Genomic DNA, 14,783 nt, shown 5'->3' with positions numbered 1-14,783 from the left:
GAAGCGTATCACAGTTTCATCGCGTGCCGGGAAAAACAAATTGAGCGTTGAACGCGTGTTCCCGGTTGGGCGTAGCGGAGCCGGTTTCTGGTCTAGGACGGAGGCTGTTTCAGCGGGGCGCTCAGCAGGAACAGACTAAGGCGTCGGACGTGATCCGGAGCGGTTGCCACCTCCACGGGGGAGAGCCGTTGGACGTCGCCGAACCGCTCCAGTATCGGAAACGGAGTATCCCATTTCGCCACCAGCAGCACGGTCTCCCCCGATTGTGGCAGGTAGCGTTCCGTCAGCTCGTAATGGTGGTCCGGATGGCCGTCATAGTCCCACATCTTCGGCCGTCGCTCCAGATCCCGCAGGGCATAGAGCAGGGATGCCATGGTCTTGCGGTCTTCGGTCAGCCAGACGGCGTCGGGATGCGCCGCCAGGACTGGCCGCAGCTGGTCCGCGATCTGGTCCCAGGCGCGGAGCCGGCGCAGCGGGTCATTCTTCAGGGGAACAGTGATTCCCGGCAGATCGAGGAAGAAGAAACCCAGCACGGCCGCCGCCGCGAGATTGATGCCGATACCGGTAGCGACCAGTTTCAGGCGGTTGCGCCGGAGCAGCCAGGACACGACCAAAACCGTGGCCGCGACATAGGCGGTCGCAGCCCAGTTGGCGTTCGCCCGGCTGAGGAAGGACTGGCCGCTGATGATCAGCAACACCGGCAGACAGAAGCTCAGCAGCAGTTTTTCGGTTTGTGCTGCCGGGTCCCGGCGCAGCACGGCGAGGCGCCAGAGCAGGGCGAGGAAAAGCACCGGTCCGAAGACCCCAGCCTGGCTGCCGACGAATTCCAGCATCTTGCCGAAATGGAACAGGTCGCCCTTGAGATTGGTATTGTCCTTGACGTGCGTGAAGGTGACCCAGCCGGACTCGAAATTCCAGATCAGGTTCGGCGCGAACACGGCCAGCATGATGACGAGCGCGATCAGCGGCTTCCGGCTTGTCAGCCAGGACCGGTGTGCAGGCGTGATCAGCGTGAACAGGACCAGACCGAGGATGAAATAGGCCATGGCGTACTTGGCGAGGAATCCGGCACCGAGGGCGAGGCCGAGCAGCAGCGGCCAGCCCGGCGCAGCGCTTTTCAGGCTGCGCACGAAGGCCAGCAGGGCGATTGCCCAGAGAAACAGCAGCGGCACGTCGGTTGAAATCAGCAGGCTGGAGAGTGAGACGGCAGGCAGCGTGGCGAAACTCAGCCCGGACCAGAAGCCGGCTCTCCTGCTGCCGGTCAGGGTTTCGGCAATGCCGTAGATGGCCAGAGCGGTCCCCGCATGCAGCAGGGGCGACGGCGCGCGGATGCAGGCTGTTGTATCGCCGCAGAGCGATTGTGCACCGGCGATGATGAAGGCGATCAGCGGGGGCTTGGTGTAGTAGCCCCATTCAAGATCGCGGCTCCAGGACCAGTATTGCGCCTCGTCCCCATGCAGGCCGAGCCCGCTGCCGGCAAGGATGCCGAGCCGCAGCACCGTCAGCGCGGCGACGGCGTATAGCAGCCAGAGGAAATAGGGGCGATCATTGCCTTCAGGTGCGGTCGGCATGCGATGAAGCGCTTTCTGTTCTCGCCGGAGATGCCCCGCCTTAGCCGAGGCGCGCCGCCGAAACAATCGCGAATCGGTGCTGGCCGGTAAATTGACCTCGATCAGACGGCCCGAACCCGCCGCCGGAGTTTCTTGCCGAAGCTCTCGCAACCCAGTAGGACAAACGCGATAGCGTGACAAAGAGGCGGCCATGGCGATGAAGACCCTGGATGAAAAAACCTTGATGACGCTCGCGGAGGAATTTCCCGAAACGTCTCGCGAAGCCTGGATGAGTGCCGTAGAGGCGGTCCTGAAAGGCGCGTCCTTCGACAAGGTGCTGACCCGTCAGACGTACGAAGGTCTGAAACTGCAGCCGATCTATACCGGCATGGATGCGCCTGACGGCAGGACGGTTCCGGTTCCGGGAGGTGATCGCACGGAGACCGGTTGGGACGTGCGGCAGATGCAGGCGCATGGCGATCCGGCGGAGGTTGCCAAGGCTGCCAGACAGGATCTCGAGCGCGGCGCCACGTCGGTTCTGCTGCGAATTGATCGTCCGGGCGTGGATGGTCTGGTTGTCGGTTCGACTGACGATCTGGACAAGGCTCTCGACGGCGTGCACCTGAACATGGCGCCGGTGGCCCTTGATGCCGGTCCTTTCGCGCCGGTGCTTGCGGCCATGCTGCAGGACCTCTGGCACCGCCGAAACTGCGATGCCGGTGAGGTCTCCGGCAGCTACCGGATCGATCCGCTTGCCACGCTGGCCCGGGACGGCTGGTTGCCGAAGTCGATAGACGATGCTGTCGTCGAAATGGCGGGCATCGCGCGTAAAACCGCCGCCAGCCATCCGAAGGTTCGGTCCGTCGCGGTGGATACCGCTCCCTATTACGAAGCCGGCGCCAACGAGGTGCAGGATCTGGGCTTCGCGATGGCGACGGGCATTGCCTATCTGCGGGCACTGACAGCGGCTGGTCTGGAGGTCGCAGTGGCCGCGCGCCAGATCGAATTCACCTTTGCGCTCGGCGTCGATGTCTTTCAGGGCATCGCAAAGCTGCGCGCGGCGCGGCGACTCTGGGCCCGGGTTCTGGAAGCGTCCGGCGCCGATCCCTTAGAAGCACCGATGAGCCTGCATGTGGTGACGGCGGAACGGGCCATTGCCGGACGGGATGTCTGGGTCAACATGCTGCGCGCCACGGTTTCCACCTTTGCCGCCGGTGTCGGCGGCGCGGACAGCCTGACGGTGCTGCCCTACGACCACGCGGTCGGGCTGCCAGATGGGTTCGCCCGCCGCATTGCCCGCAATACCCAGATCATCCTGATGGAAGAGTCCGGGTTGCACCGGGTGACCGATCCGGCGGGCGGGTCCTGGTATGTGGAAACATTAAGTGAGGAATATGCTGTCCGGGCCTGGGACATCCTGCAATCCATCGAAACCGATGGCGGGATGGCGGCTGCGCTTGCCTCCGGTCGAGTTGCTGCGATGGTTGCCGATGGCTGGGCCGAGCGGGAACGGAATCTCGCCCGGCGCAAGGACGAGGTCACGGGCGTCAGCACCTTCCCGAACCTGAATGAGGAAACGGTGACGGGGCTTGTCTGTGACCGGGAGGCGCTGCGCGCGGCCCTTGGTCAGGATGCTCTGCCGGATCGTGCCGAGGCCGGTGTGGAGATGGCGCCGCTGGCCCGGCACGCGCTCGGCGAGGGGTTTGAGGCCCTGCGGGCCGCGAGCGACGCGGCGCTTGAGACGTCAGGAGCACGTCCCCGGATCTTCCAGGTCAATCTCGGCACACCGGCGGACTACACGGCGCGGGGGACCTTCGCCCAAAACTATTTCGCGGCGGGCGGTATCGAAAGCGTTCCGGCGGAAACTGGCGGCAGTGATGCCGGAGCCGCATTCAAAAAGAGCGGCTGCCGTTTTGCGGTTCTCTGCTCCTCTGATAAAATCTATGGCGAGGCTGCGATTGAAACTGCCGAAGCCCTTAAAAGGTCCGGCGCGGAGCGCGTTCTGCTGGCGGGGCGCCCCGGCGAAGATGAAGATGCCTGGCGGGCAGCGGGGATCGACGGTTTCATCTATGTCGGCGACCAGACCCTCGCCACCCTTCGCGATCTGGCTGCCGGACTGGGAGTGATCGAACAATGAGCGCAATACCCGATTTCTCGAAAGTCTCTCTCGGTAGACCCTTGACGGGCGGATCCGCTGCGGGTGGCTCTGTCTGGGAGACCCCGGAGCGTATTGAGGTTAAGCCGCTCTATACGGCGGAGGATATCGAAGGCCTCGACTTCCTGAAGACTTGGCCGGGCCTGCCGCCGTTTCTGCGCGGACCCTATCCGACCATGTATGTGAACAAGCCATGGACGGTTCGGCAGTATGCGGGATTTTCGACGGCCGAGCAGTCGAACGCCTTCTATCGGCGCAATCTGGCGGCCGGTCAGAAGGGGCTTTCGGTGGCCTTCGATCTGGCCACGCACCGGGGCTACGACAGCGACCATCCGCGCGTTGTCGGCGATGTCGGCATGGCTGGGGTCGCGATCGACTCGATCCTCGATATGCGCCAGCTCTTCGATGGTATTCCGCTCGACCAGATGAGCGTGTCGATGACCATGAACGGCGCCGTGCTGCCGGTCCTGGCGCTCTACATTCTTGCAGCGGAAGAACAGGGCGTCCCACCGGAGAAGCTCAGCGGCACCATTCAGAACGACATTCTGAAGGAGTTCATGGTCCGGAACACCTACATCTATCCTCCATCGTCCTCGATGCGGATCATTTCCGATATTTTTGCCTACAGCTCGACGAGGATGCCGCGTTTCAACTCGATCAGCATCTCCGGCTATCACATGCAGGAAGCGGGCGCGACGGCCGACCTGGAGCTGGCCTACACGCTGGCGGACGGGGTGCAATATGCCCGCGCCGGGATGGAAGCCGGGCTCGATATCGATGCCTTTGCGCCGCGGCTGTCCTTCTTCTGGGCCATCGGCATGAACTTCTTCATGGAAGTCGCCAAGATGCGTGCCGCGCGCCTGCTCTGGGCCCGGCTAATGAAACAGTTCGACCCGAAGAGCCCGAAGAGCCTCAGCCTGCGGACGCATTGCCAGACCTCGGGCTGGTCCCTGACGGCCCAGGATGTTTTCAACAACGCCGTGCGGACCTGTGTGGAGGCGCTGGCCGCCACGCACGGCCACACCCAGTCCCTGCACACCAACGCGCTGGACGAGGCGCTGGCCCTGCCGACGGATTTCTCCGCCCGTATCGCTCGCAATACCCAGCTTCTGATCCAGCAGGAGACCGGCACCTGCAACGTCATCGATCCCTGGGGCGGCAGCTATTATGTCGAGCGGCTGACCCACGATCTGGCGCAGCGGGCCTGGGCGCATATCGAGGAAGTCGAGAGCTTCGGGGGCATGGCGAAGGCGATCGAGGCCGGCATCCCGAAGATGCGGATCGAGGAAGCCGCCGCCCGGACCCAGGCGCGGATCGACAGCGGCCGGCAGACCATCGTCGGCGTGAACAAATACCGCACGGACGAGCTGGACAATGTCGAGGTGCTGCGGGTCGACAACCAGTCTGTCCGGCGGCAGCAACTCGAGAAGCTGGAGCGGCTGCGCGCCGAGCGGGACGAAGGTGAAACAAGGCGCATGCTGGACCGTTTGACCGAATCCGCCGGCTCTGGCGATGGCAACCTGCTTGAGCTTGCCGTGGATGCGGCGCGGGCCAGGGCGACCGTCGGCGAGATTTCCGACGCGCTTGAAAAAGTCTATGGGCGGCATGTCGCGGAGGTGAAGACCGTGTCAGGTGTATATGCGAGTGAAGTCGGCAAGGGTGCCGAATCCCTGGAACGGGTGCTGCAGGCAGTGAACGTCTTCGAAGCGGTCGAAGGCCGGCGCCCGCGTATCCTGATTGCCAAGATGGGCCAGGACGGGCACGACCGGGGCCAGAAGGTGATCGCCTCTGCCTTCGCCGATCTTGGTTTCGATGTCGATATCGGCCCGCTGTTCCAGACTCCGGAAGAGGCGGCGCGGCAGGCGGTGGAGAACGATGTGCATGTGATCGGCGCCAGTTCGCTCGCGGCCGGGCACCTGACGCTGGTTCCGGCCCTGAAGGCGGAGCTGGAAAAGCTCGGGCGCGAGGATATCCTGATCGTCGTCGGCGGCGTGGTCCCGCCGCAGGATTACGACGCGCTCTATGCTGCCGGCGCCAAGGCGATCTTCCCGCCAGGCACCGTCATCAGCGACGCCGCAATCGATCTGATCGCCAAGATCGGCGAAGTGCTTGGCCATTCCGTCGAGGCGGCGTGAGTCATTATCCAGTCCGCGTGGCATAAATGATCTCTCAGCAGCACGGTGCCGCGCCAAAGCGGCGCCAGATGAGCACCGACGATTACGTCTCCGGCGTTCGTGCCGGGGACCGCGCGGTCCTTGCGCGGGCGATCACCCTGATCGAAAGCCGCAATCCCGCACACCGGAGTCAGGCGCATGCGGTATTGCAGGCGCTCTTGCCGTTTTCCGGGGAGGCAAGGCGGATCGGCATCACCGGCGTTCCCGGCGTTGGCAAAAGCACTTTCATCGAGGCGTTCGGCAAGATGCTGACCGCCTCCGGGCACAAGGTCGCGGTGCTCGCGGTGGACCCGTCGAGCAGCCGCACCGGCGGATCGATTCTTGGTGACAAGACCCGCATGCAGGAACTCGGGCGCGATCCCGATGCCTATATCCGGCCGAGTCCATCCGCCGGCACGCTTGGCGGTGTCACGCGGGCGACGCGGGAAACCATGGTGATCTGCGAGGCGGCCGGGTTCGACCATGTGCTTGTCGAGACGGTGGGGGTCGGCCAGTCGGAGACCGTGGTTGCCGAAATGGTGGACTTCTTCCTCGTCCTGATGCTGCCGGGGGCGGGGGACGAATTGCAGGGAATCAAGAAGGGTGTGCTGGAGATCGCGGACATGATCGCGGTCAACAAGGCGGACGGCGAGACCAAGTCGCGGGCCCGGCGTGCGGCTTCGGAATACCGCCGGGCGCTGGAGATCATGACTCCCTCCAGCCCGAACTGGCAGCCTCCAGTCGCGACCTGCAGCGCGCTCAGCAAGGAGGGACTGGACGATATCCTCGCCGAGATCGCCCGGCACCGGGAGGCGCTCAGCGCCAGCGGCGAATTCCAGAAGAAGCGTCAGGACCAGCAGGTGCGCTGGATGTGGGCCATGATTCGGGAACGGCTGATGGCGCGTTTCGAGGAGGATGATGCCGTGCGGGTACTGGTGGCTGACCTTGAAGCCGACGTGGCGGAAAACCGGCAGACCGCGAGTGCTGCTGCCGACAGGTTGCTACAGGCATTCGGCCTGGAACGGCCCGCCCTGACCCTGTAGTGAATTCGATTTCCTGAACGCGGTCTGGTCTCTATTGTTCCGGGCTTCGCCAGAGAGGCTAATAATTGATGTCCACACTCCATTCCCTGCTGCTGCCGCCGGATGCACTCGTGCGGGAGGCGTTGACGCAAATCGACGCCGGCTCGTCCCAACTGGCCATTATCGTGGACGACCAGCGGTGTGTGATCGGTGTGGTAACCGACGGCGATGTCCGGCGCGGCCTGCTGGCTGGCGTGACTCTCGACGATACAGTCGAGAGAATCATGAACCGGAATCCGAAACTTGTTTCGGTGGATGCCTCCGACGAGGAAATTCAGGCCCTGATGCGCCGCGAGGTGATCCATCAGGTCCCCATCGTCGATGGCGAGGGGCGCATTGTCGCCCTGCGGACGATCGATACCTTCGTCGCAGCCGACAGGCTGAAGAACATGGTGGTCTTGATGGCCGGCGGTCTCGGCAAGCGGCTTCGCCCGCTGACGGAAACGGTGCCGAAGCCGATGCTGCCGGTTGGCGGCCGCCCGTTGCTCGAGACTCTGGTCCAGTCCTTCGTCGACCAGGGGTTCTACCGCTTTGCATTTTCCGTGAATTACCGGGCGGAGGCCATCGAGGCGCATTTTGGCAACGGCTACCGTTTCGGTGCAGAAATCGCCTATCTGAGGGAAACGGATGCTCTTGGTACGGCTGGTTCCCTGTCATTGATGCCGAATCGCCCCGAAGCACCGTTCTTTGTCATGAACGGTGACATTCTGACTTCCATCAACTTCCGTCACATGCTGGATTTCCACAGGGAAAGCGGTGCCGCCGCAACCATGGCAGTATTCGAAAAAGGCTTCGATATCCCATATGGCGTCGTGGAACTCGACGGTGACCGGCTGGTCGCGATCCGTGAGAAACCGACTCACAGCTTTTTCATCAGCGCGGGGATTTACGTTCTGGAACCCAGCGTGCTGGACCGGATCGAGCCGGGCGCTGTGCTCGACATGCCGGATCTGTTCTCGCGGATGGTCGAAGCCGGCGAGACGGTCAGCGCCTTCCCGATCCGGGAATATTGGCGTGATATCGGCCAGCATCAGGATCTCGACCTGGCGGAGCAGGATTTTCCGCAGATCTTTTCCGGTAAATAGTGGCTATCTCGTGCCGCGGCGTTGACATTGCGCCGGTTCCGCGCCAAGTCGGAACCGGATTGAAAACACAGGAAGAGACATGGTTGCTGAGACCGACATGCCGGCTCCGGAACGGTCCATCACAGAGGAACAGGAAGAGCTGATTTCCGAATTCGCCTTCTTCGACGACTGGATGGACCGCTACCAGTACCTGATCGACCTCGGGCGTAAGCTGCCGCCGCTGGACCCGGAATTCAAGCGCGACGAGTTCAAGTTGAAAGGCTGTCAGAGTCAGGTCTGGCTGGTCGGGGAACGGCATGGAGACCGCCTGGTTTTCAGGGCTATCAGCGATGCGGCCATCGTCTCCGGCCTGATCGCCATCATCCTGCGCATCTACAGCAATCGGACCGCCGAGGAAATCCTGGCGACCGAACCGGATTTCATTCGTGAAGTCGGTCTCGAGGAGCATCTGAGCCCGACACGCAAGAACGGACTCGGCGCCATGCTGGACAAGATCAAGGCCGAGGCGCGCGCCGCCGTCGGTGGATAAGGGCGTCCCCGTGAGTGGTATCGACGCGATCTATCAGGAAAAGATCCTCGCCTACGCGGCGGATATTCCCCGACTCGGCAAGCTGCCTGACGCGACCCACAAGGGTGAAGCGGTCAGCAGGGCCTGCGGCAGTGAAATCAGCGTCTATCTGAAACTTGAGGACGGCCGGATCGTCGACTATGCGCAGAAGGTCGACGCCTGTGCGCTCGGTTCCGCTGCTGCATCCATCGTGGCCCGTGCAATTGTCGGCCGTACGCCGGACGAGGTCGAACAGGCCCGCGACGAAATGCGCGCCATGCTGAAGCAGGACGGCCCGGTTCCCGGTGGAAATTTCGCCGAGCTTGGCTTATTGCAGTCGGCGCGGTCCTTGAGCAACCGGCACAGCTCGATGTTGCTGGCGCTGGAAGCCTCGGTCCGGGCCCTGAACACGAAATCATGAACCGCGCCATCTGCGGTACGCTTGGATGAGATATGGCGATTGCACTCGTAACCGGTTCGGCCGGCCTGATCGGCGCCGAAGCCGTCCGCTTTCTGGCCGACAAAGGTCTTGATGTCGTCGGTATCGACAATGACATGCGGGCCTATTTCTTCGGCGTGGAGGCCAGCACGGACTGGAGCCGGGCGCAGCTCGAGACAGGCCTGAAGGGCCAGTACCGGCATTTCACGGTTGATATCCGCGCGCTGGACGCACTGGAGCCAGTATTCCGGGAATACGGCTCCGACATTGCCCTGGTGCTGCATACGGCTGCGCAGCCGTCCCATGACTGGGCGGCGCGGGAGCCGATCACGGATTTCACCGTGAATGCCAACGGCACGCTGAACCTGCTCGAACTCACCCGCAGGCATTGCCCCGAGGCGGCTTTCATCTTTACCAGCACGAACAAGGTCTATGGCGATACGCCGAACCGGCTGCCGCTGGTCGAGCAGGAGACCCGCTGGGAAATTGATCCGTCACATGCCTTTCATGCCGAGGGCATCGACGAGAGCATGAGCATAGATGCCACCCTGCATTCCCTGTTCGGCGCCTCGAAAGTGGCCGCTGACGTGATGGTGCAGGAATATGGCCGCTATTTCGGTCTGAAGACCGGCATCTTCCGCGGCGGCTGCCTGACCGGCCCGGGCCATTCTGGGGCAGAGCTGCACGGCTTCCTTGCCTATCTCGCCAAATGCGCCCTCACGGGACGGGCGTATACGGTGTTCGGCTACAAGGGCAAGCAGGTCCGGGACAATATCCATTCCCACGATCTGGTGAATGCCTTCTGGCACTTCTTCCAGGCCCCGCGCGCGGGTGAGGTCTATAATATCGGCGGTGGCAGGCAGGCGAACTGCTCCATGCTGGAGGCTATCGCCATAGCCGAGGATATCTCCGGCAAGGCCTTCAACTGGTCTTATTCTGAGGAGAATCGCGTGGGCGACCATATCTGGTGGATCGGCGATATCTCCAAGTTCAAGACCCATTACCCGGACTGGAGCCTGCGACACGATATGCAGGGCATTATGGAGCAGGTGATCGACGGACAGCGGGCGCGTTTGGTGCCTGCAGTATAATGCATTGAAATAAGACCATTTTAGGTCTCTATCCGTATGTGAACTTCACAGATTGATTCTTAGAATCGTTCTAGTTTGTTGAAAGCAAAAAGATTTTTCTTGCGTTCCAAGGGCGAAATCATATCCTGCCGGTGTATTCGGACGATGGTTGTTGTTGGAACAGATCATGAGTTCATGTGACGACAAGCTGGGCTGCGGGCCGACGGACGCCTGTTACAGTGCCGTGGTGACCGCCTATACCCAAATGAAGATGCTGGGGCAGAAGGAGCAGATTTGCTTCAACTCAGCCGTTGCGGTTTATCGTCATCATCACCCGGAAATCCCGGGGGATCGCGCGCCTTACGTGATTGCCGACTGGCTCGACTGAGCCGGGCGCAAGCAGGATTTGAAAAGGGCGCTTTCGGGCGTCCTTTTTGCTTTTATGCCGCGATTTCGTCCCGCTTAAGCGATGCCCGGCGGGTCAGTATCATTTTCCGTACGAACGCGATCACGAACAGCCCGCTCAGGATCAGGATGATGGTTGGCGCCGGCGCGCTGTCGATGAAGAAGCTGAGATAGGTGCCGAGCAGCATGGAGAGCATGCAGACGGCGATCGCCACAATCAGCATGGCGCCGAACCGGCGCACCAGCAGGAAGGCGATGGCGCCGGGAGAGATCAGCAGCCCGATGGCGAGGATCAGACCGGCGGCGGAGAGCGTGGCGACGATGGTGAGGGACAGCGCCGCCAGCAATCCGTAATGCAGCCAGGAGACCGGCAAGCCGATGGCCTGCGCCTGTGCCGGATCGAAGGCGTGCAGCAGCAGGTCCTTCCATTTCAGGGCGATCGCGCCGGAAACGGCCAGCGAGATCAGACCGGCGGTCCAGAGCTCGCCCGCATCGACCCCAAGCATGTTGCCGAACAGGATATGGTCGAGATGCACGTTCGTCTTGATCGAGACATAGAGCACGATGCCGATCCCGAACATGCCGGAGAACACCACGCCCATCACCGTGTCCTGCTTCACCCGGCTGTTGTGCGAGAGATAGCCGGTGGCGAGCGCGCAGGTCATCCCGGCGAAGAAGGCGCCGATGATCAGCGGCCAGCCGAGAATATAGGCCAGCACGATGCCCGGCAGGACGGCGTGGCTGACCGCATCCCCCATCAGGGCCCAGCCCTTCAGCACGAGAAAACAGGAGAGCAGCGCCGTCGGTACTGCGACCAGCAGCGAGATGTAGAAGGCGTTCAGCATGAAGCCGAACCGGAAGGGCATCAGCAGGGTGTCGAGGGACAGATCCATCAGACGGGGTCTCCCGCCGGCCGGCCGCTTCCCCGGTGCAGCGCTTGCGCGGCCTTGCGTCTTGCCGCCAGCAGGCCGTGTTTCGGGGCGAGGACGAAGACGAGCAGGAAGATCAGGGTCTGCAGGGTGACAATGATGCCACCGGTGGCGCCGTCCAGGAAATAGCTGGCATAGGCGCCGACGAAGCTGGTCAGGGCGCCGATGGCGACGGAGGTCATGATCAGCCGCGGGAACCGGTCGCAGAGCAGATAGGCGGTCGCACCGGGCGTGACGACCATGGCGATCACCAGAAAGGCGCCGACCGTCTGCATCGCGGCGACCACGGAGGCGGAAAGCAGGACGAAGAACACGGCCTTCAGCAGGCCGGGCCGCAACCCGATGGAGCGGGCATGGTTCTCGTCGAAGAAGGTCACCATCAGGTCCTTCCACTTGGCCAGCAGCACGGCCAGCGAGATGAACCCGATCAGGGCGAGCTGCAGCGTGTCCTCCGGCGTAATGGCGAGGATATTGCCCATGGTGATGGTCTGGATGCTGACCGCCATCGGATTGATCGAGACCATGAACAGGCCGAGGCCGAAGAAGGAGGTGAAGATCAGGCCGATGATGACGTCGATCTTCAGGCCCGAGCGCTCGGACAGGAACAGCATGGCACCGGCCGCCAGCCCACCCGCGATGAAGGCGCCGAGGGCGAAAGGCAAGCCGAGCATATAGGCGCCGGCCACGCCCGGTACGACGGAATGGGACAGCGCGTCGCCGATCAGCGACCAGCCCTTCAGCATCAGATAGGAAGACAGAAAGGCACAGACCCCGCCGACCAGGGCGGAGACCCACATGGCGTTGGTCATGTAGCCGTAGGAAAAGGGTTCGAGGAGAGACGCGATCACGGCTTGTTTCCGTCCGGCCCGGCGCCGCTGTCGGGGCCACGCTCAGGCAGCTCGCCGAAATGCACGAAAGGCCGCTCGTCGTCGGTGAAGATGGTGACTTCGCGTGGATCTCCATCCTCGTGCATCACTTCGCCGCCGAGGGTAAAATGGCGCAGCACGCCGCCGAAGGCCCGCTCCAGATTCTTCCGGGTGAAGGTCGTCTCGGTCGGCCCGTAGGCCAGCACGGTGCCTTTCACCAGCACGGTGCGGTCGCAAAATTCCGGAACCGACCCGAGATTGTGGGTCGAGACCAGCATCACCCGGCCCTCGTCCCGCAGCTCCCGCAGAAGCTCCACGATCTGATCCTCTGTCTTCACGTCTACACCGGTGAATGGCTCGTCCAGCAGGATGACCTGGCCGTCCTGGGCTAGGGCGCGGGCAAGGAACACGCGCTTGCGCTGACCGCCGGAAAGCTCGCCGATCTGGCGCTTGCGGTAATCCAGCATGTTGACCCGCGCCAGCGCCTTCTCCACCGCGGTGCGATCAGCTGCCGAGGGTCGTCGCAGGAAACCCATATGCCCGTAGCGACCCATCATCACCACATCCTCGACCAGGACCGGAAAGGCCCAGTCGACCTCCTCGGATTGCGGCACATAGGCCACCAGGCTCTCGCGCATGGCTTCCTTGACACTGCGCCCGAGCAACCAGATTTCACCCCTGGCCGTGGGCACGAAGCCCATGATTGCCTTGAAAATGGTCGACTTGCCGGCGCCGTTGACCCCGACGAGCGCGGTTACAGTGCCGCGCGGGATCTCGAAACCGGCATCGTAAAGGGCGGTATGACCATTGCGATAGGTCACGGTCACGTCGCGGACAAGAATGCCGCTGCTGTTGTCGCTGTCTGTGTCGGGTCTGGTCGTCGGGTCTGTGCGGGCGAGCATGGGGATGATCCGGGGGTCAGTTTGCGGTGCCGGCGGTGAGGCCGTCCGCGACGGTCCTGGCGGTCACCGTCAGAAGGTCGAGATAGGTCGGCACCGGCCCGTCGGGCTCGCTCAGAGAGTCGACATAGAGAACGCCGCCATACCGGGCCCCGGTTTCCCGCGCGACCTGCTTGGCCGGCGCGGTGTTTACCGTGCTCTCGCAGAACACAACCGGGATCTGGTGCGTGCGCACCCCGTCGATGACTTTGCGGACCTGTTGCGGTGTGCCCATCTGATCGGCGTTCATCGGCCAGAGATAGAGCTCTTTCAGGCCGAAATCCCGGGCAAGGTAGCTGAAAGCGCCCTCGCAGGTCACCAGCCAGCGGGCGGATTCCGGGATGGTGGCGATCCTGGCCCTGAGCGGCTCGATGGTGGCGCGCAGCCTGTCCTTGTAGGCAGCGGCGTTCGCTTCGTAGATTACCGCGTTGGCCGGATCCTGTTCGGAGAAGGTTCTCGCGATGTTGTCGATATAGATGAGTGCGTTGTTCAACCCCATCCAGGCATGCGGGTTCGGCTTGCCCTCATAGGCGCCTGTTGCGATCGGGATCGGCACGATGCCGTCGGTCAGGATGGCAGCCGGCTTGTCGCCGAGATGGGACAGGAACTGCTCGAACCAGAGCTCCAGATTCATCCCGTTCCAGAGCACCAGATCCGCGCCGCTGGCCCGGACGATGTCCTGCGGCGTCGGCTCATAGCCGTGAATTTCCGCGCCCGGCTTGGTGATCGACACGACGTCGGCCGCGTCCCCGGCGACGTTCGCTGCCATGTCGGCCAAGACGGTAAAGGTGGTGACCACTTTCATTTTGGCCGATGCGGGGGCGCCGAGCGTCACTCCTGAAAACAGAACGGCGCAGACGGCGGCCAGTGCCAGAAGACGTTTGCCGATATTCATTCGTTGATCGCTCCTATGGGCAGCGGGAGGGATAGAACAGGCTATTCAGGCGGTACGTGCTACGATAGTCACATGTCAGATACGGCTCATTTTGTTAGTGGGTCAATAGAATTTTAGCCTATACTAAGTTTGATTGTCGAATTCAATCGGGTGAAGGATCTGATCGTTGGGCAGAAGTCGCGACAGCAAGATGGCGGAAGACCGGGACACTCCGGTCATCGACTTGCAGGATTCAGACAAGCGCGCGGCGCTGTTCGAGCGGATCCGGCGCGATCACAGTGTCGAGATTGCCGAGGATTATGTCGAACTGATCGCGGACCTGATCGAGACCAACGGCGAGGCCCGTCTGGTTGATCTGGCGACCCTTCTCGGTGTCAGCCGGCCGACCGTGAACAACACGATCCAGCGCTTGCAGAAGGACGGCTATGTCGAAAGCAAGCCCTATCGCGCGATCTTCCTGACGGACAAGGGCCGGGCGGTTGCCGAGCATGCGCGCCAGAGGCATTACCTCGTGCTCGACTTCCTGCACACCATCGGCGTCCCGGCTGATATCGCGGAAGCGGATGCGGAGGGGTTGGAGCATCATCTTTCGGCGCAGACCTTGGACTGTCTCGCCCGGGCGACAGAAAGCCTGAAACGGACGTCCGGTTCAGGCGAAAGCTAGACTGC

Annotated in this window: 14 protein-coding genes; 9 read left to right on the top strand and 5 right to left on the bottom strand. The window is 62.7% G+C overall.

The genetic code is table 11. The features are described from left to right. Nucleotides 1-92: 92 nt before the first annotated feature. On the bottom strand, nt 93-1,571 hold the full coding sequence (locus RH950_RS01180; protein ID WP_350052867.1) for an ArnT family glycosyltransferase: 1,479 nt from the start codon (nt 1,569-1,571) through the stop codon (nt 93-95). A gap of 190 nt (nt 1,572-1,761) precedes the next feature. Between RH950_RS01180 and RH950_RS01175 the strand changes: the two genes are divergently transcribed. From RH950_RS01175 to RH950_RS01140, 8 genes are all read left to right on the top strand, one after another. After that, on the top strand, nt 1,762-3,687 hold the full coding sequence (locus RH950_RS01175; protein ID WP_350052865.1) for a methylmalonyl-CoA mutase family protein: 1,926 nt from the start codon (nt 1,762-1,764) through the stop codon (nt 3,685-3,687). Continuing rightward, nucleotides 3,684-5,840, top strand: coding sequence for a methylmalonyl-CoA mutase (gene scpA, locus RH950_RS01170; protein ID WP_350052863.1), 2,157 nt, complete (start codon nt 3,684-3,686; stop codon nt 5,838-5,840). The genes RH950_RS01175 and scpA overlap by 4 nt, the downstream gene beginning before the upstream one ends. Before the next feature lie 68 nt (nt 5,841-5,908). Then, complete coding sequence (meaB, locus tag RH950_RS01165; RefSeq protein WP_350052861.1) at nt 5,909-6,901, top strand: methylmalonyl Co-A mutase-associated GTPase MeaB; 993 nt, start codon at nt 5,909-5,911, stop codon at nt 6,899-6,901. Nucleotides 6,902-6,969: 68 nt separating this feature from the next. Further along, the gene (locus RH950_RS01160) at nt 6,970-8,025 is read left to right on the top strand and encodes a nucleotidyltransferase family protein (protein ID WP_350052859.1); all 1,056 of its coding nucleotides are present in this window, start codon (nt 6,970-6,972) and stop codon (nt 8,023-8,025) included. Nucleotides 8,026-8,104: 79 nt separating this feature from the next. Next, on the top strand, nt 8,105-8,554 hold the full coding sequence (locus RH950_RS01155) for a SufE family protein (RefSeq protein ID WP_350052857.1): 450 nt from the start codon (nt 8,105-8,107) through the stop codon (nt 8,552-8,554). Nucleotides 8,555-8,564: 10 nt separating this feature from the next. After that, complete coding sequence (locus RH950_RS01150; protein ID WP_350052855.1) at nt 8,565-8,993, top strand: iron-sulfur cluster assembly scaffold protein; 429 nt, start codon at nt 8,565-8,567, stop codon at nt 8,991-8,993. Between the two features lie 32 nt (nt 8,994-9,025). Continuing rightward, the gene (locus RH950_RS01145; RefSeq protein ID WP_350052853.1) at nt 9,026-10,102 is read left to right on the top strand and encodes an NAD-dependent epimerase/dehydratase family protein; all 1,077 of its coding nucleotides are present in this window, start codon (nt 9,026-9,028) and stop codon (nt 10,100-10,102) included. 166 nt (nt 10,103-10,268) lie between these two features. After that, on the top strand, nt 10,269-10,469 hold the full coding sequence (locus RH950_RS01140; RefSeq protein ID WP_350052851.1) for a hypothetical protein: 201 nt from the start codon (nt 10,269-10,271) through the stop codon (nt 10,467-10,469). A 52-nt stretch (nt 10,470-10,521) separates the two neighbouring features. Here the strand turns inward: RH950_RS01140 and RH950_RS01135 are convergent, their stop codons facing one another. The 4 genes from RH950_RS01135 to RH950_RS01120 are packed head-to-tail and all read right to left on the bottom strand — an operon-like array spanning nt 10,522 to nt 14,114. Next, on the bottom strand, nt 10,522-11,379 hold the full coding sequence (locus RH950_RS01135; RefSeq protein WP_350052849.1) for a metal ABC transporter permease: 858 nt from the start codon (nt 11,377-11,379) through the stop codon (nt 10,522-10,524). Further along, nucleotides 11,379-12,263, bottom strand: coding sequence for a metal ABC transporter permease (locus RH950_RS01130; protein ID WP_350052847.1), 885 nt, complete (start codon nt 12,261-12,263; stop codon nt 11,379-11,381). The genes RH950_RS01135 and RH950_RS01130 overlap by 1 nt, the downstream gene beginning before the upstream one ends. Next, complete coding sequence (locus RH950_RS01125; RefSeq protein ID WP_350052845.1) at nt 12,260-13,183, bottom strand: manganese/iron ABC transporter ATP-binding protein; 924 nt, start codon at nt 13,181-13,183, stop codon at nt 12,260-12,262. Before RH950_RS01125 ends, RH950_RS01130 begins: the two co-directional genes overlap by 4 nt. Nucleotides 13,184-13,199: 16 nt before the next feature. After that, a complete protein-coding gene (locus tag RH950_RS01120) occupies nt 13,200-14,114 on the bottom strand; it encodes a metal ABC transporter substrate-binding protein (RefSeq protein ID WP_350052843.1) in 915 nt (304 codons plus the stop codon). Between the two features lie 166 nt (nt 14,115-14,280). On the opposite strand from RH950_RS01120, the gene mntR reads away from it, so the two are divergent. Further along, a complete protein-coding gene (gene mntR / locus RH950_RS01115) occupies nt 14,281-14,778 on the top strand; it encodes a manganese-binding transcriptional regulator MntR (RefSeq protein ID WP_350052841.1) in 498 nt (165 codons plus the stop codon). Nucleotides 14,779-14,783 lie beyond the last annotated feature (5 nt).

Source organism: Nisaea sp. (assembly GCF_040217065.1).
Classification (GTDB): Bacteria; Pseudomonadota; Alphaproteobacteria; order Thalassobaculales; family Thalassobaculaceae; genus Nisaea.
Note: the sequence above shows the minus strand (reverse complement) of the source record. Positions and strands in the feature narration are given on the sequence as shown.

Bases quoted from the DNA above. Each gene is read 5' to 3' on its own strand.
- RH950_RS01145 (WP_350052853.1), top strand. From the start codon at position 9,026: ATGGCGATTGCACTCGTAACCGGTTCGGCCGGCCTGATCGGCGCCGAA.
- RH950_RS01125 (WP_350052845.1), bottom strand. From the start codon at position 13,183: ATGCTCGCCCGCACAGACCCGACGACCAGACCCGACACAGACAGCGAC.
- RH950_RS01140 (WP_350052851.1), top strand. From the start codon at position 10,269: ATGAGTTCATGTGACGACAAGCTGGGCTGCGGGCCGACGGACGCCTGT.
- RH950_RS01120 (WP_350052843.1), bottom strand. From the start codon at position 14,114: ATGAATATCGGCAAACGTCTTCTGGCACTGGCCGCCGTCTGCGCCGTT.
- RH950_RS01160 (WP_350052859.1), top strand. From the start codon at position 6,970: ATGTCCACACTCCATTCCCTGCTGCTGCCGCCGGATGCACTCGTGCGG.
- RH950_RS01155 (WP_350052857.1), top strand. From the start codon at position 8,105: ATGGTTGCTGAGACCGACATGCCGGCTCCGGAACGGTCCATCACAGAG.
- RH950_RS01135 (WP_350052849.1), bottom strand. From the start codon at position 11,379: ATGGATCTGTCCCTCGACACCCTGCTGATGCCCTTCCGGTTCGGCTTC.
- RH950_RS01175 (WP_350052865.1), top strand. From the start codon at position 1,762: ATGGCGATGAAGACCCTGGATGAAAAAACCTTGATGACGCTCGCGGAG.
- meaB (WP_350052861.1), top strand. From the start codon at position 5,909: ATGAGCACCGACGATTACGTCTCCGGCGTTCGTGCCGGGGACCGCGCG.
- scpA (WP_350052863.1), top strand. From the start codon at position 3,684: ATGAGCGCAATACCCGATTTCTCGAAAGTCTCTCTCGGTAGACCCTTG.
- RH950_RS01180 (WP_350052867.1), bottom strand. From the start codon at position 1,571: ATGCCGACCGCACCTGAAGGCAATGATCGCCCCTATTTCCTCTGGCTG.